The organism is Zhongshania borealis (assembly GCF_039539625.1).
Classification (GTDB): Bacteria; Pseudomonadota; Gammaproteobacteria; order Pseudomonadales; family Spongiibacteraceae; genus Spongiibacter; species Spongiibacter borealis.
In genome coordinates, this window is sequence record NZ_BAABDM010000001.1 from 445,052 (window position 1) to 466,481 (window position 21,430).

Below are 21,430 nucleotides of genomic sequence, written 5' to 3' on the forward strand. Positions count from 1 at the left end.
TTAGGAGATTCTGCAAATGAGCGACGAAGTATTAGTAAGTGTTGAAGACGGCGTAATGCTTATAACGTTAAACCGTCCAAAGGCAAAAAATTCAGTAAATTTGGCTGTTGCCAAAGGTGTCGCTGCGGCAATGGACGAACTCGACAGCAATGACAGCATTCGCTGCGCAATTATTACTGGCGCGGATAATACTTTTTGCGCGGGTATGGATTTAAAAGCTTTTGTCACTGGCGAAATGCCAGTGATTCCTGGTCGCGGTTTTGCTGGCTTGGTTGAAGCCCCCCCGAAAAAGCCACTGATTGCTGCGGTAGAGGGCTATGCGCTGGCGGGTGGTTTTGAAATTGCAATTACCTGTGACTTGGTTGTTGCTGCTAGCAATGCCAAGTTTGGTATTCCTGAAGTTAAGCGCGGCTTGGCTGCAGCCGCTGGCGGTTTAATGCGCCTGCCTCGTCAAATTCCCTCACGTATTGCTAAAGAAATGGCACTGACCGGCGAGTTTATAGATGCAGCTCGTGGCTACGAGCTCGGCTTGATAAATAGAGTGGTTGAGCCAGGCAGCGCACTTGAGGGCGCAAAGGCCATGGCTAAATTGATCGCAGCCAACGGTCCTTTGGCTGTTATTAAGAGTAAGCAGGTTATCGACGAGTCTCAGGACTGGACTAACGAGAATATGTACACCAAACAAACCGAAGTGGTTAATGCGGTATTTACTAGCCATGACGCAATTGAAGGTGCAACGGCCTTTGCCGAGAAACGTGCGCCCAATTGGCAGGGTAAATAAAATCCCCCTAGCAAACTAGGGTAAATATAGCGCGGCGGGGACTCGTTTTCTCGCCCACAAAGAGAGTTTTGAATATGAACGAAGCATGGATTATAGATGCCTGCCGTACCCCACGCGGTATCGGTAAAGTAGGAAAAGGCGCATTGGCGGGAATTCACCCTCAGCAGTTGGGTGCAACAGTATTAAAAGCGATTGCCGAGCGCAATAATTTAAACACAGCCGATGTCGACGATATTATTTGGGGTACCAGTGCCCAGCGCGGCACGCAAGGCGGCGATTTAGGACGCATGGCGGCACTCGATGCAGGCTACGATATTCGCTCCAGTGCGGTAACCCTAGACCGCTTCTGTGGTTCAGGTATTACGGTAGTCAGTATAGCTGCGGCCAGTATCATGTCAGGTATGGAAGACGTGGTGATTGCGGGTGGCACTGAAATGATGTCGACCTACGCAGAGAATAGTAAAGGCATGTCACCGTTTATGGATGCAGGCAATACGCGTTTACGCGAGAGCCACCCGCAGCCCCACCAGGGCGTGTGTGCGGATGCGATTGCGACGCTGGAAGGTATTAGCCGTGAAGCCCTTGATCAATTGGCGGTCACCAGCCAGCAGCGCGCAGCCCATGCTATTGCAAACGGCCACTTCGATAAAAGTTTGGTGCCGGTTTACCATGAAGATGGCACTTTGGCATTAGATAAAGAAGAGTTTCCGCGTCCAAGTACTACCTTGGAAGGCCTGTCTCAGTTGAAACCGGCATTCCCAGACTTGGCGAATTATCCATTGAATGAAGAGGGTACTACTTACGCAAGTTTGGTTGCTAAGGTGTATCCGGATTTAACAATTAGTCACGTTCACCACGGTGGTAATTCTTCCGGTGTGGTAGACGGCGCTGCGGCTCTTTTGCTGACTTCTCCAGAGTATGCCAATGCTCATGGTTTAAAGCCTCGCGCTAAAATCGTGGCCATGGCCAATATGGGCGACTCGCCAACCTTAATGCTTAACGCACCCGTGCCTGCGACCCTAAAAGTACTGAAAAAAGCGGGCTTAACCATCGATGATATCGACTTGTTCGAAATCAATGAAGCCTTTGCCGTCGTTGCTGAAAAGTATATTCGAGACCTGAAACTGGATCGCGACAAGGTAAACGTGAATGGCGGGGCAATGGCCTTGGGGCACCCTATCGGCGCAACTGGTGCGATCTTGATTGGCACATTGTTAGATGAGTTAGAGCGCCGCGGTCTTAAGCGCGGTCTGGTGACCATGTGCGCAGCTGGCGGTATGGCACCAGCGATTATCATTGAGCGTATAGACGGCTAAATTTACGCTGAGTGATACTTAGTCAAATGGAAGGCCGCATTCGCGGCCTTTTTTAATTTTGCGTAGCTAAAAAGCGCTATTGCGGCGTCAAAGTGACATTGACAGAGAATAAACCCGTTTGAATCCCTCCAGACCATAGCCTTAGCGCCTCAGCTTGACTAAAATGCACTCCTTTCGGCTTGGAATTTAACAGTTTCCCTGCCTGTCCCAGTATTGTCGGGCGTTTAGTGCTCGAGATATTGCCTGATGTATTCAAAGGAGCAATAGTGGATTCGGTCAAAGTAGGAATATGTGGTTTAGGAACCGTGGGCAGCGGTACGTTTGCTGTATTGAAGCGCAATGCAGCAGAAATCTCTGCTCGGGTTGGCGCCGACATCGTGGTGGCCCAAATTGGCTCGCGCCGCGATAACCCCAAGTGCGACACCGGTGATGTGGCGATTAGTCGCGATGTGTTTGCCGTGGCTGAAAATCCTGAAATCGATATTCTCGTTGAATTGATTGGCGGCACTACTATTGCTAAAGAGCTGGTCTTAAAAGCGATCGCCAATGGTAAACACGTGGTCACAGCGAACAAAGCGCTGATCGCTGAGCACGGTAATGAAATTTTCGCGGCTGCAGCAGAGCAGGGTGTGACCGTTGCCTTTGAAGCTGCCGTTGCCGGTGGTATTCCCATTATCAAGGCGCTCCGTGAAGGATTGGCGGGCAATAAAATCCAGTGGCTAGCCGGGATCATCAACGGTACTGGTAACTTTATCCTTTCTGAAATGCGTGAGAAGGGCCGTGACTTTGCCGATGTGTTGGCAGAGGCGCAGGAGCTGGGCTATGCCGAAGCGGATCCCACGTTTGACGTAGAAGGCATTGACGCCGCGCATAAGCTGGTTATTCTGGCTTCCTTGGCTTTTGGCATTCCCCTGCAATTCGACAAAGTCTTCACTGAAGGTATTAGCCGTATTGCCCAAGAGGATGTGATTTACGCCGAAGAACTTGGTTACCGCATAAAGCATTTGGGTATTGCCCGTGATACCAGCGAAGGTATCGAGCTACGAGTTCATCCGACCTTGATTCCTGAAAAACGCTTAATCGCGAATGTAAACGGTGTCATGAACGCGGTGCTAGTGCAGTCAGATGCCGTCGGGCCGAGCCTTTACTACGGCGCTGGCGCTGGTGGCGAGCCTACTGCTTCAGCAGTGGTCGCTGATATTATCGACGTGGCGCGTACCTTGAGTTCGTCGCAGAGTAGTCGCGTGCCTTATTTGTCGTTCAAAACAGAATCACTCAGCGCCCATCCGATTCTGCCAATAGACGCCGTAGAAACCGCTTATTACTTGCGGATGGCCGCAGTTGATAAGCCCGGTGTGCTGTCGAAAGTGGCTCAGATTCTCAGTGACGGTGGCATTAGCATTGAAGCGCTGATTCAGAAAGAACCCGCCGACGGCGCGAACTTGGTGCCGATGATTATTCTGACCAACCGCACCATTGAAGCCAAATTGTCGGCTGCAGTAAGCCAAATCGAAGGTCTGGAAAGCATCGTAGGTGAAGTGACTCGGATAAGAGTGGAGTCATTGGCGGGTTAAGGCCGCCTTACGCGGCACGGGAGACGCCAGTGCGGCTTTTGCGTCTTCCGTCTTCAATCAAGCGTTTAACTACTATAATTTAACGAAAATTGAGAGCTAAAAGCACGTGAAATACATCAGCACCCGCGGCAAAGCGCCCGCCCTGAATTTTGAAGACGTCCTGCTAACTGGCTTGGCGCCAGACGGTGGTTTGTATGTGCCAGAGTCTTTGCCTAAATACAGCAAAGAGCAGATAGCATCGTGGTCTTCACTCTCCTATACCGATTTAGCGTTTCAGATCATTCATCCCTTTATTGGCGGCTGTATTCCCGATGATGATCTCAAAGCGATCATTGACGATACCTATGTGGATTTTCGTCACCCTGCGATTGCGCCGTTAGTGCAGTTGGATCGCAATGAGTGGGTGCTGGAATTATTCCAAGGGCCGACCCTGGCCTTTAAAGATTTTGCCCTGCAAATGCTGGGTCGTTTACTGGATTATGTGCTTGAGCGGCGTCAGCAGAAAGTGGTCATCATGGGCGCGACCTCAGGTGATACTGGTTCAGCTGCGATTCAGGGCTGTAAACGCTGCACCAATATCGATATTTTTATTTTGCATCCTTACCAGCGCGTATCAGAAGTGCAGCGCCGTCAGATGACGACCGTGGTGGGTGACAATATCCACAATATTGCGGTGCGCGGTCACTTCGATCACTGTCAGGCAATGGTTAAGGCTAGCTTTGCCGATCAGAGCTTTCTGCCAGAAGGTCGTCAGCTCGTGGCGGTTAACTCGATTAACTGGGCGCGGATTATGGCCCAGATCGTTTACTATTTTTACGCTGCCTACGCCGTTGGTGCGCCAGATCGCGCGGTAAGCTTCTCTGTTCCCACCGGCAACTTTGGTGATATCTACGCTGGTTATTTGGCTAAGTGCATGGGCTTGCCCATCGAACAGTTGGTTGTGGCAACCAACCAAAACGATATTCTGCATCGCTTTATCAGTGGCAATAAATTTGAGAAGCACGAGTTGCAGCACACCTTGTCGCCGAGCATGGATATTGTCGTTTCTAGTAACTTTGAGCGCATGCTGTTCGACTGCTACGATCGCGATGGCGCTGCCATAGATGATTTAATGACGCGCATGAACACGGAAACGGTTTCGATTCCCGACACTGCTTTTGCCAAGGTGCGCGGGCTGTTCGACAGCTACGGTGTTAATGACGAAGAAACTGTGGCCATGATCGCCTCGGTTTATGAAAACAATGAGTACCTACTTGATCCTCATTCTGCGATTGGGGTTAAGGCCGCGCGTGAATGCCGCCGCGATACCGCTACGCCAATGATTACCTTGGCCACGGCGCACCCTGCCAAATTCCCTGAAGCGGTGATGAAGGCGGGCTACCCAACGGCGCCGGCGCTACCACATCATATGAGCGACCTCTTTGATTTGGATGAGCGTTATGAGGTTGTCGATAATAAGCTTGAAGACGTGCACGCCATGATCGCCGCGAATATTCGCGCATGATCAGCCTTTAATTTCAGTGGCTGATTTTCCCAAAATAATCCTCCGTGAACCCGCCGCCGCAGAATTTTCTGCGGCAGTGCCAACTCTCCTGCAGCGACTCTACGCCAGCCGTGGTTTGTCTCGTGATGCCGATCTGGAATCTGGCTTAGAACATTTACCCAAGCCAGAAATGAAAGGTATGCCAGAGGCCTGCGCTTTGTTGGCTAGCGCCCTAGAAAAGCAGCACCGTCTATTGATCGTCGGCGATTTTGATTGCGACGGCGCCACCAGTACTAGCCTTGCGGTATTGGGCTTGCGCGCTTTGGGCGCGGTAGATGTCGATTACCTTGTGCCGAATCGCTTCGAGTATGGCTATGGGCTTACGCCTGAGATAGTCGCCGTCGCCGCGGAGCGTCAGCCAGATCTGATCATTACCGTGGATAACGGCATCTCCAGTATCGATGGCGTTGCCGCTGCGGCTAAACTCGGAATTCCAGTACTGGTCACTGATCACCATTTGCCAGGCGACACATTGCCCCGAGCCGCAGCGATTGTGAATCCCAATCAGTATGGCTGTCCCTTTGTCGGGAAATCCCTGGCAGGGGTAGGTGTAATGTTTTATGTCTTGCTCGCGCTACGCAGTGAATTACAGCAGCGGGGCTGGTTTAACGCTGAGCGAGTTAAACCCAACTTAGCCGAATTCCTCGATTTGGTGGCGCTTGGCACCGTTGCGGATGTAGTTCCATTAGAGCAACTCAATCGCATTCTCGTCGAACAGGGCTTGCGCCGAATTCGCGCTGGTCGCTGCCGCCCGGGTATTCAGGCCTTGTTGCAGGTTGCGGGGAAAGAGTCAGGACGCTTGGTGGCCTCAGATATGGGTTTTGCCATCGGCCCGCGCTTGAATGCAGCGGGGCGGCTAGATGATATGAGCTTGGGCATACGCTGCCTGCTGACTGATGACGCCGACACGGCGCTTAGTTTGGCAGCCGAGCTAGACGACTTAAATCGTGAGCGTCGTGCTATTGAGCAAAGTATGAAAGACGATGCCATGCGGGTATTGGCGCACCTACAGCTTGACCCTACAGCGGTGCCGAACGGGATTTGCCTTTACGACCCCACGTGGCATCAAGGTGTGGTCGGGATTTTGGCGTCACGGATTAAAGACCGTTATCACCGGCCCGTGATCGCCTTTGCCGACGCCGACGATGACGAGATTAAAGGCTCGGCGCGTTCTATTCCCGGCCTTCATATGCGTGACGCTCTCGACTTAATTGCCAAGCGTAACCCCGGCTTGCTCAACAAATTTGGTGGCCACGCTATGGCCGCAGGAATGAGTTTAGCCAAGGCTGATTACGGTCGTTTTACCGAGGCCTTTGACGCTATTGTGGCGGAGCTAACGAGCCCTGAACAATTGACCGCTGCGGTCTACAGCGACGGTGAGTTGACCACGCAGGACCTTTCATTAGAACGCGCAGAATTGCTGCGCAGCGCGGGCCCTTGGGGGCAGAGCTTTCCAGAGCCGCTTTTTCACGGGCGCTTTAAGCTAATGCAGCAGCGTATTGTTGGCGCGCGCCATCTGAAAATGGTCTTGGCGCCGGAGCAGGGCGGTGAGCCAGTTTTTGATGCAATCGCATTCAATATCGACACCGATGTGTGGCCGAACCCTGCTACCGAGTACGTCGAACTGGTGTATAAACTCGACAGTAACCTGTTTCGTGAGCGACTTAGTTTGCAGCTTATGGTTGAGCACCTGCGCCCACTGTGACGCCCTTGTTAGTAATTGCCGTCGCGAAGCTTTGCGGGAGCTGGTGCATCAGGTAAAATGCCGCCCTTTCCACGAGATACCGGATAATCGTCAATGTTAGAAGTCAATGCCATACGTCAGTCCCTAAAAAGCATGAGCGATAGAACCGACGTGCTTCGGGGGTATCTTTGACTACGCTAACAAGAAAGAGCGCCTATTTGAGGTAGAGCTTGAGTTGGGCGATCCAAAAGTGTGGGATGACGCTAAGCGTGCCCAAGAGCTGGGTCGCGAGCGTGCCGCACTCGAAGCGGTCGTGGCGACAATTGATGAGTTAGACAGCGGCGTTTCTGACTGCAAAGAGCTGCTGGACATGGCGGTTGAAGAGGGTGACGAAGAGACCATTAGCGGCATGCAAGTTGATGTTGACCGCATGGAGGCGTCTCTCAGTGCCTTAGAGTTTCGCCGTATGTTTTCTGGCGAAATGGATCCAAACAACTGTTATCTGGACATTCAGTCTGGCTCTGGTGGCACAGAGGCTCAGGATTGGGCCAATATGGTCTTGCGCATGTATTTGCGCTGGGCGGAAGCGAAAGGCTTCAAAGCAGAGTTGGTGGAATTATCTGACGGTGAGGTAGCCGGTATTAAAAGCGCGACCATTCATATTCAAGGCGAATATGCTTTCGGTTGGCTGCGCACCGAGACCGGCGTGCATCGCCTAGTTCGCAAATCACCCTTCGACTCGGGTAACCGCCGTCACACCTCATTCTGTTCAGTGTTTATTTCGCCAGAAATTGACGACGATATTGAAATTGATATTAATCCGTCGGACGTGCGTACGGATACTTACCGGGCCAGCGGCGCCGGTGGTCAGCACATTAACAAAACCGATTCTGCGGTGCGTTTAACCCACGTGCCCACCAATATTGTGGTGCAGTGCCAAAACCAACGCTCCCAGCATCAGAACCGCGACAGTGCGTGGAAAATGCTAAAAGCAAAACTCTACGAGCTTGAAATGCAAAAGCGCAATAGCGCAGCGCAGGAGCTGGAAGACAGCAAATCGGATATCGGCTGGGGCAGTCAAATTCGCTCCTATGTGCTCGACGATCAACGCATTAAAGATTTGCGTACCAATGTGCAGACCAGCAATTGTAATGCGGTGCTGGATGGCGATTTAGATCAGTTCATTGAAGCGAGTCTTAAATTTGGCCTGTGAGTGGCGAGTCGGACGTCTGGTGTCGGACGTCTGACGCAAAATCCCGCCTTTAGGTTTGTGAGTGTGAATTAAGGTGCAGAGGTCTGCGCTTTAATTTAGAAATGTTATGTGCAGAAATCTGCTTTTAATGTCCGACGTCAGACCTCCGACGTCCGACCCAGGAACTAAAAATGTCTGATAACCACAACGAAGTTGAAAGTGCCCAGGAAGAGAACCGCTTAATCGCCGAGCGTCGTGCCAAGCTGAGCGCGATCCGCGAAAAACGCAATGCCTTCCCGAATCACTTTCGTCGTGAAGACTATGCTCAGCGCCTGCAGGAAGAGCTCGGTGACAAAGACAAAGAATCGCTAGAGACCTTGGGTCGTCAGGCAAGCATTGCAGGTCGTATTATGGCCAAGCGTGGGCCGTTTATGGTGTTGCAAGACATGACCGGGCGTATTCAGGTCTATGTTGATAAAAAGCAGTTTCCTGCCGAATTGGCAGAAGAAATTAAAACGTGGGATATTGGCGATATTATTTCGGCGACCGGCCCAGTGCACAAATCTGGTAAAGGTGATCTCTATGTAAACATGACAGAGACCTCGCTGCTTACCAAATCTTTGCGGCCGCTGCCGGATAAATTTCACGGCTTAACAGATCAAGAGACACGCTATCGTCAGCGTTATGTCGATTTGATCATGAATGAAACCTCGCGTCGAACGTTTGCAATTCGTTCAAAAATGATCAGTTCCATCCGCAATTTCTTGCAGCAAAAAGACTTTGTGGAAGTTGAAACCCCAATGATGCAAGTCATTCCTGGTGGTGCCAGCGCGCGTCCCTTTGTGACTCACCACAATGCCCTGAGCATGGATATGTATTTGCGTATCGCGCCAGAGCTGTACTTGAAACGTTTAGTTGTTGGCGGCATAGAGCGGGTGTTTGAAATTAACCGTAACTTCCGCAATGAAGGGCTTTCGACTCGGCATAATCCAGAATTCACCATGATTGAATTCTACCAAGCCTATGCCGATTACAAAGACATGATGGATTTGACCGAAGCCATGTTGCGTAATACCGCGCAGGAAGTTTTGGGTACCACCACTATCACCTACCAGGGCAGCGAATACGATTTCGGTAAGCCATTTACTCGTCTGTCTGTATTTGACTCTGTATTGCAATACAACCCCGAAATCACCGCTGAGCAGTTAAGTGATATGGCGCAGGCCACTGCGATTGCCGTAAAACTTGGCGTGAAGGTTAAAGACACTTGGGGGCTTGGTAAGATTCAGATTGAGATTTTTGAAGAGACCGTTGAGCATAAACTTGATCAACCGACCTTCATTACTGAATACCCGACCGAAGTCTCGCCACTCGCGCGCTGTAGTGACGGCAACCCCTTTGTGACTGACCGCTTTGAATTCTTTGTCGGTGGTCGCGAGCTGGCTAACGGCTTCTCGGAGCTTAACGACCCAGAAGATCAGGCTGAGCGCTTTATGGCTCAGGTTGCAGAGAAAGAGGGTGGCGACGACGAAGCCATGCACTACGACGCCGATTACATTGCTGCGCTGGAATACGGCCTACCGCCAACTGCAGGTGAAGGTATTGGTATTGACCGCCTAGTGATGTTATTCACCGACTCACCATCGATTCGGGATGTATTGTTGTTCCCACATATGCGGCCTGAGTGACGGGAGAGGCTTGACGGGAGACGGGAAACGCTAAGAAAAGACGCCGCAGCGATTTTGCTCTCTTGTCGTGCCTGCGAAGGCAGGTACCCAAATGAGCGAAGCGATTGCCCTAGCGTCTCCCGTCTCCCGTCTTCCGTCCAGCAATATGCTTCTTTCGTTGCTAGACAGTCACTTACGCAACTATGCTATAGTGACCTCCACGTTTTATCGTCCTTGGGGAATGTGGTAATGAGTATCGAAAACGTCGATTTATTTGACGGCCTGATGCCGGAAGAAATCCAAATTTTGCGCGACACCAGTGTGTTGAGAGACTTCGCCAAAAATACGGTTTTAATTCACGAGGGCGATGTCGCTGACTCTCTGTATGTCGTGGAATCAGGCCGCGTTAAAGTCTATTGCAGCGATAAAAGCGGCAAAGATTTCGTGCTGAATATTCTGGAAGACGGCGACTATTTTGGTGAGCTAGCACTGCTGGATGACGACAAGCGATCCGCCTCGGTACGCGCGATGGAAGCCACAAAGGTGCGTATAGTTTACAAAGAAGATTTCAAAGCTATTTTGGATATGCATCCAAATATTACGCGTATCCTCAATAAAAACTTAACTCGCCGTATACGCAAACTCACCAATGATGTGAAAAGTTTAGCGCTGCAAGATGTTTACGGTCGCGTGGTTAAAGTTTTGACGAATTTGGCCCAGCCTGCCGGTGAAGATGGCTGTATGCGGATTGATGAAAAGCTCACCCAGCAGGAAATCGCTGACCGGGTAGGCTCCTCTCGCGAGATGGTTGCTCGTATTCTAAAAGACCTAACAATCGGTGAATATATCGATGTTGAAGGTCGTCATATTGTGATTAGGCGCAAGCTTCCCGAAAGCTATTAGACCGCGCGTCTGGTAAAGAGCGGCTCCCGCCGCTTTTTACCAGTGATAATCTAACTCCAAAACAAATTGATAACTGTTAAAGCCCACTTCGGCTTCGCTGCCGAGGGGTAGGCTGGTGTTGGTGTATTTGCGCGAATTCTCTGGGTTAGCGATGAATATGATGCTTGTTTGCCAATGTTGATTGATGCGGTGTTCAATACCCCCGCCTAGGTGGTATTTGGCGGTGAGGTTGTTTAAGGGGTTACTCGCACCTTTTTCTACCGCATAGCCAACGTGGTTTATGCCGCTGTAAATGGTGGTGGTCTCGCTATAATCATATTCAAGACCAATCGATTGCATATATTGATCTTGCCCGCCGAAATCATTCACCGCGACAACGTGTTCAGGCGCTAAGAGATTGTTTGGGCCAGAAAGTGTTGTTGTGATTTCACCGAGTGCCTTGCTCCATTGGTACCAATTAATGTCGGCGCCGATAGTGAGTTTGGGGCTAATTTGCCAAGCAATGCCTACTCCAACTTCTTTGGGAAGGGATAAACCCTTTATTGCCGCAGACTGATAGTTGACGCGTCCGATGCCGATTGCTTCGAAATTAACGCTCGCTTTACCGTCATTTAATTTTAATTCTGTGCTATGGCCGTATGCCACGCCAAGGTGCAATGTGTCGGTGATTTCATATTGAACGCCGCCGCGCCAAGAAAAACTTGTGCCACTTACATCCCATAGCGCGAGGCCATAAAAACCGGTGGCAAGATCAGAGGTGTTCGGCAAGATGTTTTGCTCTGCTTCGGCGTAGTTGATGGACGCGCTCAAGCCGAATCGAAGCTTATCGCTGGCTTGCCAGGCGATGGCCGGCGCAAATCGAAAAACCCCAAACATTGCCGACAATTCGTCGCGATTGCCGTAGGTCGTTTCAAGTTCTTGATAATCATAACCGACACCACCCTGCGCGAACAAACCAAGGCCAACGGTGATATTGGGTGCACTTGCGAGTGGTTTTGACCAGCCTAGGCTCACTAAGAGCATGCGGTCGAGTTGGGAGTCCTGGGAGTTGCCTAATGAGTCGCGGTAGTTAAGACCGGTTAACAGATGAGGCTCAAGCGCTAAATATAGTGCAGGGCCGTCCACTTTAGTGAGTCCGGCCGGGTTGTTGTTGATGCTCAGCGGACTGTCTGAAAATGCCATGTCGGTGCCAAGCATGCCTATGGATTTGGCGCCGTAGCCTATCGGCATAATGGCAACCCCGGCAGCGGCGGTAAAACTCATACTGGTTAGTAGGCTTAACAGTAATAGCTGGTTATGGATGCGGTGATGTAGGTCGCATTTAAGCTGGGTGATCATGACTAACCTCAATAAAATATACCAATTGGTATGTTAGCAATAAATATACCGGATAGTATGTTATTTTTTCAATGAAGCAGCCGTGGTGTATTGATTGTCGCATCGGCATTGCCTTATAAAGGCCATCTAATAACGATCGGGAAGGGCTATGACAGTAAGTTCCGGGAAGCGAGAACGTACTCGCGCCGCAATTTTATTAGTTTGCGCGCAGCAATTTGCTAAATATGGATTTAACGGCGTCAGTATGGATTCCTTGGCGAAAGCAGCGAAGCTAACGAAAGGGGCGCTTTATGACCACTTTTTGGGCAAAGAAGATATTTATGTGCAGAGTACGGCACATTATCTTGAGCAGGCGATGGCGGATTTAATCGATGTCCCAGATGTTGATCAATCGAAAGAAGAAGCGCTTTTCACCTTTCTAGCTAAATTCTTAGACCGTTTAAATGAAAAGCCGGTACTGAGTAGATTAATACTAAGGGTATTAACAGAGGAGACCGGTAAGAATACTCGTGAAATTGCTGAAAAAGCCTTATATCTGCCCTTTAAGCACACTATCGAATTGGTGTCAGCGTATCGGCCGGATGTGAATGCAAGTGATTACGTCTACTCGTTTTACTGCAATGCGATTCTTAGCGAAGACCTTAAAAATGTGGTCGATGTACTGAGTCCGAATAGCCCCTCACTGTCAGTGCACACCTCGCTGTTACAGCATTTTCGGGGTATTTTGGCGGCTTGAGCTAAAGCGCGCCAGCGCTACATTTTTTTATAGGCTAGCCGCTTTTCGGTTCAACGCGGAGTTCGGCTTCGCCATGGCCGAATTTTGCGCGTAGTAACTGCCCCGGATCGAGCTGCTTGGTGTCGCGAATAATGGTCCCGTCGACATTTTGCACAATGGCGTAACCTCGGTTTAGCGTTTGTTCTGGACCAAGGTTGCGTAGTTGGTGCTCAAGGCTTTGGCTCGCTGCCTTGCTCTGCTTCATGTTTTGTCTGATCGCGTTGAGCATGCGTTTGCGCAATTGGCTCAGATCCCGCTGTTTATTGCTTAGCTGCCGTTGTGGGTTGAGCAGAGCCAGCTGCTGATTGGCCGCGTTTAGCCGCTGCTGGCGACGGCGTTGGCTCTGTTGCCACTGCCGGTGCAGGCGTAGCTCTAAATCATCTAGGCGCTGACTTTGCTCGCGTAACTGGCTGCGGGGATCGCGAACGCGACGGGTCAGAGACAGTAATTGTTCCTGCCAACGGCGTAGTCGCAATTGCTGGGCCTTGGCGAGGCGGCCTTTCAGAAGGTGGAGCCTTGATATTAATTCCGCTTGGTCTGGGCTGAGAAGTTCTGCCGCTGCCGACGGCGTGGCCGCACGTATATCGGCAACAAAGTCACTGATACTGAAATCCACCTCGTGCCCCACGGCGCTGATGACCGGTAGCTCAGAGTCGTGAATTGCCGCTGCAACGATTTGTTCGTTAAATGGCCATAAGTCTTCTAGCGAGCCACCGCCGCGGGAAACCAAAATAACATCAAAGTCCTGCTGCTTTGATCGCGCCCAATGGTTTGCCCAGGCAATGGCGTTGGCGATTTGGCCCGCAGCGTTATTACCCTGAACTAACACCGGCAGTACGCTGATCCGCATGGCGGGCCACCGGCGGTTAAACACGGATAAAATATCGTGAATCGCTGCGCCGGTGGGGGAGGTCACTACGGCAATGTGTTTAATGTTACTCGGTAAGGCCTTTTTGTGTTCGGGGTCAAACCAGCCCGCGGCAAGCAGCTCTTGTTTGAGTTTCTCAAAAGCCAGAGCCAGTGCGCCGGCGCCCGCTTGCTGCATGCTGTCGACAATCAGCTGGTAGTCGCCGCGGCCCTCATAGAGACTCACTTTGCCGCGCACACTCACTTGTTGACCGGGTTCAGGATTAAAATTGACCCGCATATTTTTCCCCTTAAAAAAGGCGCAACGGATTTGGGCGCGATCGTCTTTAAGGGTGAAATACCAGTGGCCGGAGCTCGGCCGGGACAAGGTCGACAGTTCGCCGGTGACATTGACCTGAGCAAAGCAGTCTTCGAGTAATTGTTTGGCCAAGCCGTTTAATTGGCTGACAGTAAGGGATTGTGGCGGTTCTTGTGTAGTCATCGCGATATTATAGCAAGATATAGGGGTTTGTTCGCCAAGAATCGGTTTACTAAGCGTCGCCCATCGCTTAAAATTGCGAGGATTCTAGCCACCGGCATTGGAATCTATTTATGCTACGTATTGCCCAAGAAGCACTCACATTTGACGACGTACTTCTGCTCCCAGGTTACTCCGAGGTTACCGCTAAAGACGTTAGCCTAAAAACTCAGCTGACTCGTAATATTTCGCTGAATATTCCCCTTGTGTCCGCCGCAATGGATACCGTCACTGAAAGCGCTCTGGCTATTGCCCTCGCTCAGGAAGGTGGTATCGGCATCATTCACAAGAGCATGACCATTGCCCAGCAAGCTCAAGAAGTACGTGCGGTTAAAAAGCACGAAAGCGGCATTGTTAAAGACCCGATCACCATTGAAGCCAGCGCGCCACTTAGCGAATTGTTTGAGCTACGTCGTCGACACAAAATCTCCGGTGTTCCGGTGCTGGATAAAGGCGAGCTGGTTGGTATTGTCACTAGCCGCGACGTGCGCTTTCAAGAAGAATTAAACGTTCCTGTTGCCAGCATGATGACCCCGAAAGAAAAATTGGTCACGGTGAAAGAGGGCGTTGACATGGCAGTGGCACGAGAGCTGTTACACCGTCACCGCATTGAAAAAGTCTTGGTGGTCAATGACGACTTTAAATTGACTGGCATGATTACCGTAAAAGACATGAATAATGCCCAGACTTATCCGCACGCATGCAAAGACAGCTCCGGTCAGTTGCGGGTTGGTGCATCTGTAGGTACAAGCGCCGACACCGATGATCGTGTAGCAGCGCTGGTTGCCGCTGGTGTCGACGTATTGGTGGTGGATACTGCTCACGGTCATTCCTTGAATGTATTGAACCGCGTGCGTTGGATTAAAGAAAAATACCCACAGGTTGACGTGATCGGTGGCAATATTGCCACCGGCGCAGCGGCTTTGGCCTTGCTCGAAGCCGGCGCCGATGCGGTAAAAGTTGGTATTGGTCCGGGTTCTATTTGTACTACTCGTATTGTGACAGGTGTTGGTGTTCCGCAAATTAGCGCCATTGCTAATGTCGCCGAAGCCCTCAAAGGCACAGGTGTACCTCTCATTGCTGACGGCGGCATTCGCTTCTCGGGTGATTTGTCTAAGGCTGTGGTTGCTGGTGCAAACTGCATCATGATGGGTTCAATGTTCGCGGGTACCGAAGAGGCGCCGGGCGAGGTTGAACTATTCCAGGGCCGTACCTACAAGTCCTACCGTGGCATGGGCTCACTCGGCGCAATGACCAAAACACAGGGTTCGAGCGATCGCTATTTCCAAAGTGCCGACGACGGCGCGGAGAAATTAGTACCCGAAGGCATTGAAGGCCGCGTTGCCTACAAAGGCCCGCTGGCTGCGATTGTTCACCAGCTAATGGGCGGCTTGCGCTCAGCAATGGGTTATACCGGTAGCCTCGACATTGAAGCCATGCGTAACAACCCAGAGTTTGTGCGGGTGACCTCGGCGGGTATGAACGAAAGCCATGTGCACGACGTGAGCATCACCAAAGAAGCGCCTAATTACCCTACCTAGGGGGCAGTGGCCGTTATTTTTTTGAATTAACAAACCCGCTACCGCAGCGGGTTTGCTGTTTTATTTATGTTCACATTTACCGTGAACCTTGTTGAGAGAATTGCCGTGTCAATCCCAGATATCCACGCCCACCGTATTTTGATTCTAGATTTTGGCTCTCAGTACACCCAGCTGATTGCGCGGCGTATTCGTGAAATTGGCGTGTACTGCGAGATTCGCGCCTTCGATATCAGCGATGACGATATTAAGGAATTCAAACCCTCAGGCTTTATCTTGGCGGGTGGTCCGGAGTCGGTAACAGAGGCAGACTCGCCACGGGCGCCACAGCTGGTGTTTAATCTCGGTGTACCGGTGTTGGGTATTTGCTACGGCATGCAGACCATGGCCGAGCAAATGGGCGGCAAGGTAGAAGGCTCGCCAGTTCATGAATTTGGCTATGCCCAAATCAAACTGGAAACCGCTGGCGCGCTAACTGCAGACATTGCTGACCATATCGACAGTAAAGACGGCAGGGCGTTACTTGATGTGTGGATGAGCCACGGCGACAAAGTTATTCGTTTGCCTGAAGGCTTTGAAGTTTTGGCCTCCACGCCATCGTGCCCAATTGCGGCGATGCAGTGTGAAGCCAAGAAATTTTATGGTGTGCAGTTCCACCCAGAAGTGACTCACACGCTACAAGGTCAGCGCATATTCGAACATTTTGTACTGAAACTATGTGGCTGCGAAGCACTGTGGACACCGGCCAATATTGTTGAAGATGCGATTGCTAAAGTGCGCGCCCAAGTCGGCGATCAAAAAGTATTGCTAGGTCTTTCCGGCGGCGTAGATAGCTCGGTAGTGGCGGCCTTGCTACACAAGGCCATTGGCACTCAGCTTACCTGTGTTTTTGTTGATAATGGCCTGCTTCGTAAAAACGAAGGCGATCAGGTGATGGAAATGTTCGCCAAAAACATGGGCGTGAAAGTGATTCGCGTCGATGCCGAAGAAGCGTTTCTAAGCAAGCTGGCCGGCGAAGCCGACCCCGAGAAAAAACGCAAATCTATTGGCAATACCTTTATCGAAATCTTCGATCAAGAAGCCACCAAACTAAAAGACGTAAATTTCCTTGCGCAGGGCACAATTTATCCCGACGTGATTGAATCTGCGGCCTCTAAAACAGGTAAAGCCCACGTCATAAAATCGCACCACAATGTCGGCGGCCTGCCAGACGATATGGCCATGGACTTGGTTGAACCACTGCGTGAACTCTTTAAAGACGAAGTGCGCCGCATCGGTTTAGAGCTAGGCCTACCTTACGACATGGTCTATCGCCATCCTTTCCCTGGCCCAGGTTTGGGTGTGCGGATTTTGGGTGAAGTGAAAAAAGATTACGCCGATATTCTTCGCGAAGCTGACGCCATATTTTTAGAAGAACTGCATCGCGCCGACTGGTACCACAAAACCAGCCAAGCCTTTGCCGTGTTCCTGCCCGTGAAATCGGTCGGTGTCGTAGGGGATGCGCGTCGCTATGAATACGTGATTGCACTGCGTGCCGTAGAGACTATCGACTTCATGACCGCGCGCTGGGCGCACCTGCCTTACGAACTGCTAGAAACCGTATCTAACCGCATTATCAATGAGATAAAGCAGGTTTCACGGGTAGCCTACGACGTAAGCAGCAAGCCGCCAGCCACCATTGAGTGGGAGTAAGCTGGTTTGAACTAAGGTTGTTCTGTATTTGATTCAGAATCCAGTATTGCAGTTTCTGGGTGCCGGCTTGAGGCCGGTATAACTGAAGTTCATGATTTGTTATTTTGCGGCCAATTTTGTATAGGACAGCAACTTGATATTAATCATGAAAACCGAGTTCGAAAACCTGCAGAAGAATGATGCGCATTCTTATGATGTGGATACGAATTCCGATAAGCAGGTTGTAAAAATCTATTGCGGTGAGGTGTTGATCGCCAAAAAGATCAAACAGAAAAAATCGATTCGCTACTTTGGGGTTCGAGATTACCAGAAGTACCTAAACTCCGTTTGATCGCTGCTTTTCTCTAGCAGGAAATCGGGTAGCCGTCCTTGACCGCTGCCATCGTATTGTCTATTTTTCTTCCTTAGAGCGAACCCATATATCCCGTTGTGGAAACGGAATTTCTATTTCGTATTTTCTCAGCGTTGCTTCTATTTCGACGTGAATCTCGTGAATTACGGGCATGATATCCAGCATGCTGGGCACAAACACGCGGAGTTCGAAGTTGAGACTGCTGTCGCCAAAGCCGACAAAAAAGACCGATGGCGGCGGGTCTTTGGTAATTCGACGGTTGTCTTCAATCACTTTAGAGAGCAATTTATGCACGGCAATCACATCAGAGCCGTATGCAACACCAACTTTTATAATTTGCCGGGTAATAGAGTCGCTTAATGTCCAGTTGGTGAGCTGCTGGGTAATAAAGGTTTTATTGGGAATTATCTGTTCTTTACGATCCCAGTCAGTGAGCGTTGTTGCACGTATGCGAATGCGGGTAACCGTGCCTGTGTGATCGCCTACAGTGACGGTATCGCCGACGCGAATGGGACGCTCGAATAAGATGAGTAAGCCGGAAACAAAGTTCGCCACAATTTCCTGCAATCCGAAACCAAGGCCGACACCTAGCGCGGCGACGAGCCACTGTAGTTTTGACCATTGAGCGCCGATTATATTCAGCGAAACGATAATGCCGACCATCACGATAATATATTTCACCACCGTGGTGATGGCATAGCTACTGCCGGCTTCGAGGCGCAGTTTACGTAGGATCGAAATTTCTAAAATACCGGGTAAATTGCGCGCGCCCAAGTAGGTTAGTGTCATCATGATGATGGCTATTATACCGTCGGCAAGGGTGATCGCCTTGTTACCCATCGCGGGGTTGTCGCCTGTTACATGCCAAAGTTCGAAAGTATTTAGTATGCTCAGCGCCGGTAGTATTTCTGCCCATAGCCCCCAGACCAAAACAATTGTCGCAACGCCCGTTAATAAACCTAAAAACCCTCTGGTTTGCTGGGTAATCGTGTCCATATCATATTCGGTGGCGTCTATGGACTCCGGCATCCCTTCACCCGCCGTATCAGCCGCTTGGCGATTCGCGTTTTGTGCTTGCTCGGCTTTGCGCCGTACGCGCAGTCGCTCAAGTGTCATACGCCGTTCAACTACCGAGAATATGCGTAAGGTTAGAGAGTAAAGTATAAACAGTACTGCCATTAAGCATGCAGTTATAAAGAGCTTGTTTTGTATCATGAGTGCTGAGAAATGATAGCCGTACCACGACAGTCCGAGCAGTATCAAGGGTATGCAAACCGCGAATGCGTGAACAATATATTTAAAACTTATTTGACGGCTAGAGACGTGATTTCTCAGTAGAAAGAGTTGCCATAATACTCGGTGTGTCACGTAGGCAAGTGCTAGTGACGATACGCTGAACAGTAGACGGCTAATAATGGTATTGCCGCCTGCACTGTGGTCTGCAATGGGTATGAAAAGTGATACAAAAACCAGTGTTAAGGTGAGCCAGCGTAGATTTTTTCTGGTGACATTAATGATGTCGAGACGCCATTTAAAGTGGAATTCGGCAACCCCGTCTGGCCGGCATATTTCGCGAAAAACATTTAGCAGAAGCCATAGGGCGGTCGCATTCTTCAACCCTTGGTGGATCTGCTCTGTAAAGGCGCCGCCGTCAGATGTTAAGGCGGCAAGAAAGGCAAGTAATAAGGGGCCGGGCGAGGCCAGTAGTAAAGAGATTAATAGTGCTAGCGCTGTATCGGAAAATCGGTCTCGGTTTACTTTGCCGACGTTAGTGGCGAGAGTTTTTAGTAACCTGAGTAAACGCGCCTTTAGTAAAAGTATTAGCCCCGGAATGGCGAGTAAAATCAACTGCCACTTATTATGCCACTGTAGGTTTTGCGATAAGGTGTTTGCTTGCCATTTTGGCAGACGCTCTGACCAAGGCGCGTCTTGTTCTATTGCTTGTCTTAGCTGAGTCCATAGTGGCGTTGTACTGGGAATCCAAAGAAGTCTACTATTCAGTAGCTTCATGTATTCCGCAGTTTTTGTTTTTAAAGCAAGGTTTTCACTTCGGGTAGTCATTATTGTTTCAATGTACCGTCGGTAGATTTTAGTGGCGTTCTGAAGCATTTGGCCTTGTTCTTCACGTAGCTTATCGCGCTGTGATCCGAAGCCGGTGATATCGGCCTTGGTCATTAAATACTGATGGTCTTCTAGTCGAAGCTTGGTCAATTGGGCGCGAGCGAGCTCTTCGTCTAGGTCTTTTGTATTAAGCGTTAGCGCTGAGCGCTGAAAAAACTGTTGGCGCTGCTCGAGTAGATCGACACCTAAGGTCGATAGGCGATCGGCGCCTGTAATGGCAAGTTGCTGTGCCATGCTGTTGGAGTAGCGCTCAACAAAAGATCGTTCATCTCGTAGTACCGCTAGTTTACTAAGTAAATGGTCTGTGCGTGCGGTGATACTGGCGATATCGCTCGCGAGCTCAGCATTGTCTTTGGCAATTTTTTTAATGTCGTCATCCGCATGGTCCAACTGATCAAGGCGTTGTTGGGCTTGTTCGGCGATGGCATTCGCTTGATCGCGGCGGGCGCTGCTTACTGCCTCCTGTAGCTTTTCGGTAGATTGATTGGCAATATTGATTTTTCGTACGACCAAACGCTGCTGAAGGTCTAAAGTTTCAAGTCTTGAATCCCTTGAAATTAATCGTTGGCGTAGCAATTCAACTCGTGCGCCTGCGGCATCGCTTTCGCTCTCGTTAAACGCCCTGCGTGCTTTGGCTAGGTCTGTCGTTTGGCTTTCAGGACTCTCTGCCAATTGCGTTTCAGCATTCGACTGTTTCTGTAAGGCTGCCTCAATCAAAGGGGAAACGTCTTGTTGCGCAGTTAGAATTCCAGTGTTTATAGCAGTTTCTTCACGGTGCAGTTCTAGCAAGGTGGCCTGCTGATTGAGCAAACGCTTTTCGAGAAGACCAAGCTTGCCGTTAACATCGACGTCTGAGAAGCCTTGGTTAAGTTTTTGCTGTAGCTCCGCCTGGCGAGATGCGGTGTTGGCTATCTGATCTATATACCCCTTCGCTTGATTTCGATCTGCTGTTGCTTGCGCAAAATTGTCTAGGGCTTGCTGGTAGAGTTGCACGACAAAATCACGCTGTTCAGGACTGATTTTTTCTGAGGACTGCACCGTATTCAGCCGCAGTTGGATGTCATTGACCGCTTGCTGGCTTATTGCGGGAGCAGCATAGCTTGGGCTTGCAGTAAAACTCAGTAATAAGAAAATTGCGCGTATCGTGCTTAAAGGCCAGCCCGATTGACGCATTGATTGTCTAGACTTGTAATGTTCGTTGAACGCTAAGGTGTTTAGTCTATTTAGCGCTGAGGTAAGCACGTGAGCCCTCCTTGAAACGATGAAGGCGTGTGTAGTTATGAGATGATTTTGTGGATCACAGAACATGTGTTGCCTTTTCGATGTGCAGAGCGCGTTCTAAACGCTGCGTTAGCTTAACGGGCATTATGAGTTGATATGGCCATCCAGCCTGGCAAGGGACGTTATGTTGAGCGATTGCAAAAATGCAAGATCCGACGTTACCAGAAATATCGCTGACGCGTACAAATAAAGTGTGGCGCCGCACCAAATATACTATTGGAAAGGATCGGTGGGTGTGAGTCGCTCTGTATAAATAGTCCGCCAGCGTGATCCCGTCCTGTGTATGGTG

The 21,430-nt window shown here is 50.3% G+C and carries 15 protein-coding genes; 12 read left to right on the forward strand and 3 right to left on the reverse strand.

All coding sequences use genetic code 11. The features are described from left to right. The first annotated feature begins 16 nt into the window (after positions 1–16). From ABD836_RS02045 to ABD836_RS02080, 8 genes are all read left to right on the forward strand, one after another. A complete protein-coding gene (locus ABD836_RS02045; RefSeq protein WP_344932092.1) occupies positions 17–781 on the forward strand; it encodes a crotonase/enoyl-CoA hydratase family protein in 765 nt (254 codons plus the stop codon). A 74-nt stretch (positions 782–855) separates the two neighbouring features. After that, the gene (locus ABD836_RS02050; RefSeq protein ID WP_344932093.1) at positions 856–2,097 is read left to right on the forward strand and encodes an acetyl-CoA C-acetyltransferase; all 1,242 of its coding nucleotides are present in this window, start codon (positions 856–858) and stop codon (positions 2,095–2,097) included. Positions 2,098–2,363: 266 nt separating this feature from the next. Further along, positions 2,364–3,671, forward strand: coding sequence for a homoserine dehydrogenase (locus ABD836_RS02055; protein ID WP_344932094.1), 1,308 nt, complete (start codon positions 2,364–2,366; stop codon positions 3,669–3,671). 106 nt (positions 3,672–3,777) lie between these two features. Next, positions 3,778–5,175: a threonine synthase gene (gene thrC / locus ABD836_RS02060; RefSeq protein ID WP_344932095.1), complete on the forward strand. Its 1,398-nt coding sequence runs from the start codon at positions 3,778–3,780 to the stop codon at positions 5,173–5,175. Between the two features lie 16 nt (positions 5,176–5,191). Next, positions 5,192–6,919, forward strand: a complete 1,728-nt coding sequence (gene recJ, locus ABD836_RS02065) for a single-stranded-DNA-specific exonuclease RecJ (RefSeq protein ID WP_344932096.1) — start codon at positions 5,192–5,194, stop codon at positions 6,917–6,919. Positions 6,920–7,012: 93 nt separating this feature from the next. Further along, positions 7,013–8,111 (forward strand): peptide chain release factor 2 gene (gene prfB, locus ABD836_RS02070; RefSeq protein WP_344932097.1). Its coding sequence is split into 2 segments (ribosomal slippage): positions 7,013–7,087 and positions 7,089–8,111, totalling 1,098 coding nucleotides; the frame shifts between segments, so codons are not numbered across the junction. 170 nt (positions 8,112–8,281) lie between these two features. Beyond that, positions 8,282–9,778: a lysine--tRNA ligase gene (gene lysS / locus ABD836_RS02075; RefSeq protein ID WP_344932098.1), complete on the forward strand. Its 1,497-nt coding sequence runs from the start codon at positions 8,282–8,284 to the stop codon at positions 9,776–9,778. A 228-nt stretch (positions 9,779–10,006) separates the two neighbouring features. Then, positions 10,007–10,660 carry a Crp/Fnr family transcriptional regulator gene (locus ABD836_RS02080; RefSeq protein WP_344932099.1) on the forward strand — a complete coding sequence of 218 codons (654 nt, stop codon included), beginning with the start codon at positions 10,007–10,009 and terminating at the stop codon, positions 10,658–10,660. Positions 10,661–10,696: 36 nt separating this feature from the next. On the opposite strand, the gene ABD836_RS02085 is transcribed toward ABD836_RS02080, so the two are convergent. Then, positions 10,697–11,998, reverse strand: a complete 1,302-nt coding sequence (locus tag ABD836_RS02085) for an OmpP1/FadL family transporter (protein WP_344932100.1) — start codon at positions 11,996–11,998, stop codon at positions 10,697–10,699. A gap of 148 nt (positions 11,999–12,146) precedes the next feature. Between ABD836_RS02085 and ABD836_RS02090 the strand changes: the two genes are divergently transcribed. Then, positions 12,147–12,734 (forward strand): TetR/AcrR family transcriptional regulator, encoded by a 588-nt coding sequence (locus ABD836_RS02090; RefSeq protein ID WP_344932102.1) that lies wholly within the window; start codon positions 12,147–12,149, stop codon positions 12,732–12,734. A gap of 34 nt (positions 12,735–12,768) precedes the next feature. Here the strand turns inward: ABD836_RS02090 and xseA are convergent, their stop codons facing one another. Then, positions 12,769–14,121, reverse strand: coding sequence for an exodeoxyribonuclease VII large subunit (xseA, locus tag ABD836_RS02095; protein WP_344932103.1), 1,353 nt, complete (start codon positions 14,119–14,121; stop codon positions 12,769–12,771). A gap of 110 nt (positions 14,122–14,231) precedes the next feature. Between xseA and guaB the strand changes: the two genes are divergently transcribed. The 3 genes from guaB to ABD836_RS02110 all read left to right on the forward strand — a co-directional run bounded on the left by guaB (position 14,232) and on the right by ABD836_RS02110 (position 17,718). Then, positions 14,232–15,698, forward strand: coding sequence for an IMP dehydrogenase (gene guaB / locus ABD836_RS02100; protein WP_344932104.1), 1,467 nt, complete (start codon positions 14,232–14,234; stop codon positions 15,696–15,698). Positions 15,699–15,764: 66 nt separating this feature from the next. Further along, positions 15,765–17,387, forward strand: a complete 1,623-nt coding sequence (gene guaA / locus ABD836_RS02105; RefSeq protein WP_344932105.1) for a glutamine-hydrolyzing GMP synthase — start codon at positions 15,765–15,767, stop codon at positions 17,385–17,387. Between the two features lie 145 nt (positions 17,388–17,532). Then, positions 17,533–17,718, forward strand: a complete 186-nt coding sequence (locus ABD836_RS02110) for a hypothetical protein (RefSeq protein ID WP_344932107.1) — start codon at positions 17,533–17,535, stop codon at positions 17,716–17,718. Between the two features lie 60 nt (positions 17,719–17,778). On the opposite strand, the gene ABD836_RS02115 is transcribed toward ABD836_RS02110, so the two are convergent. Next, entirely contained in the window at positions 17,779–21,033 is a 3,255-nt protein-coding gene (locus ABD836_RS02115; protein WP_344932108.1) for a mechanosensitive ion channel domain-containing protein, read from the reverse strand. Positions 21,034–21,430: the final 397 nt, after the last annotated feature.

Coding starts and splice junctions, on each gene's coding strand:
- ABD836_RS02050 (WP_344932093.1), top strand. CDS start 856: ATGAACGAAGCATGGATTATAGATGCCTGCCGTACCCCACGCGGTATC.
- ABD836_RS02085 (WP_344932100.1), bottom strand. CDS start 11,998: ATGATCACCCAGCTTAAATGCGACCTACATCACCGCATCCATAACCAG.
- ABD836_RS02080 (WP_344932099.1), top strand. CDS start 10,007: ATGAGTATCGAAAACGTCGATTTATTTGACGGCCTGATGCCGGAAGAA.
- ABD836_RS02090 (WP_344932102.1), top strand. CDS start 12,147: ATGACAGTAAGTTCCGGGAAGCGAGAACGTACTCGCGCCGCAATTTTA.
- guaB (WP_344932104.1), top strand. CDS start 14,232: ATGCTACGTATTGCCCAAGAAGCACTCACATTTGACGACGTACTTCTG.
- lysS (WP_344932098.1), top strand. CDS start 8,282: ATGTCTGATAACCACAACGAAGTTGAAAGTGCCCAGGAAGAGAACCGC.
- ABD836_RS02045 (WP_344932092.1), top strand. CDS start 17: ATGAGCGACGAAGTATTAGTAAGTGTTGAAGACGGCGTAATGCTTATA.
- xseA (WP_344932103.1), bottom strand. CDS start 14,121: ATGACTACACAAGAACCGCCACAATCCCTTACTGTCAGCCAATTAAAC.
- guaA (WP_344932105.1), top strand. CDS start 15,765: ATGTTCACATTTACCGTGAACCTTGTTGAGAGAATTGCCGTGTCAATC.
- ABD836_RS02115 (WP_344932108.1), bottom strand. CDS start 21,033: ATGCGTCAATCGGGCTGGCCTTTAAGCACGATACGCGCAATTTTCTTA.
- ABD836_RS02110 (WP_344932107.1), top strand. CDS start 17,533: ATGAAAACCGAGTTCGAAAACCTGCAGAAGAATGATGCGCATTCTTAT.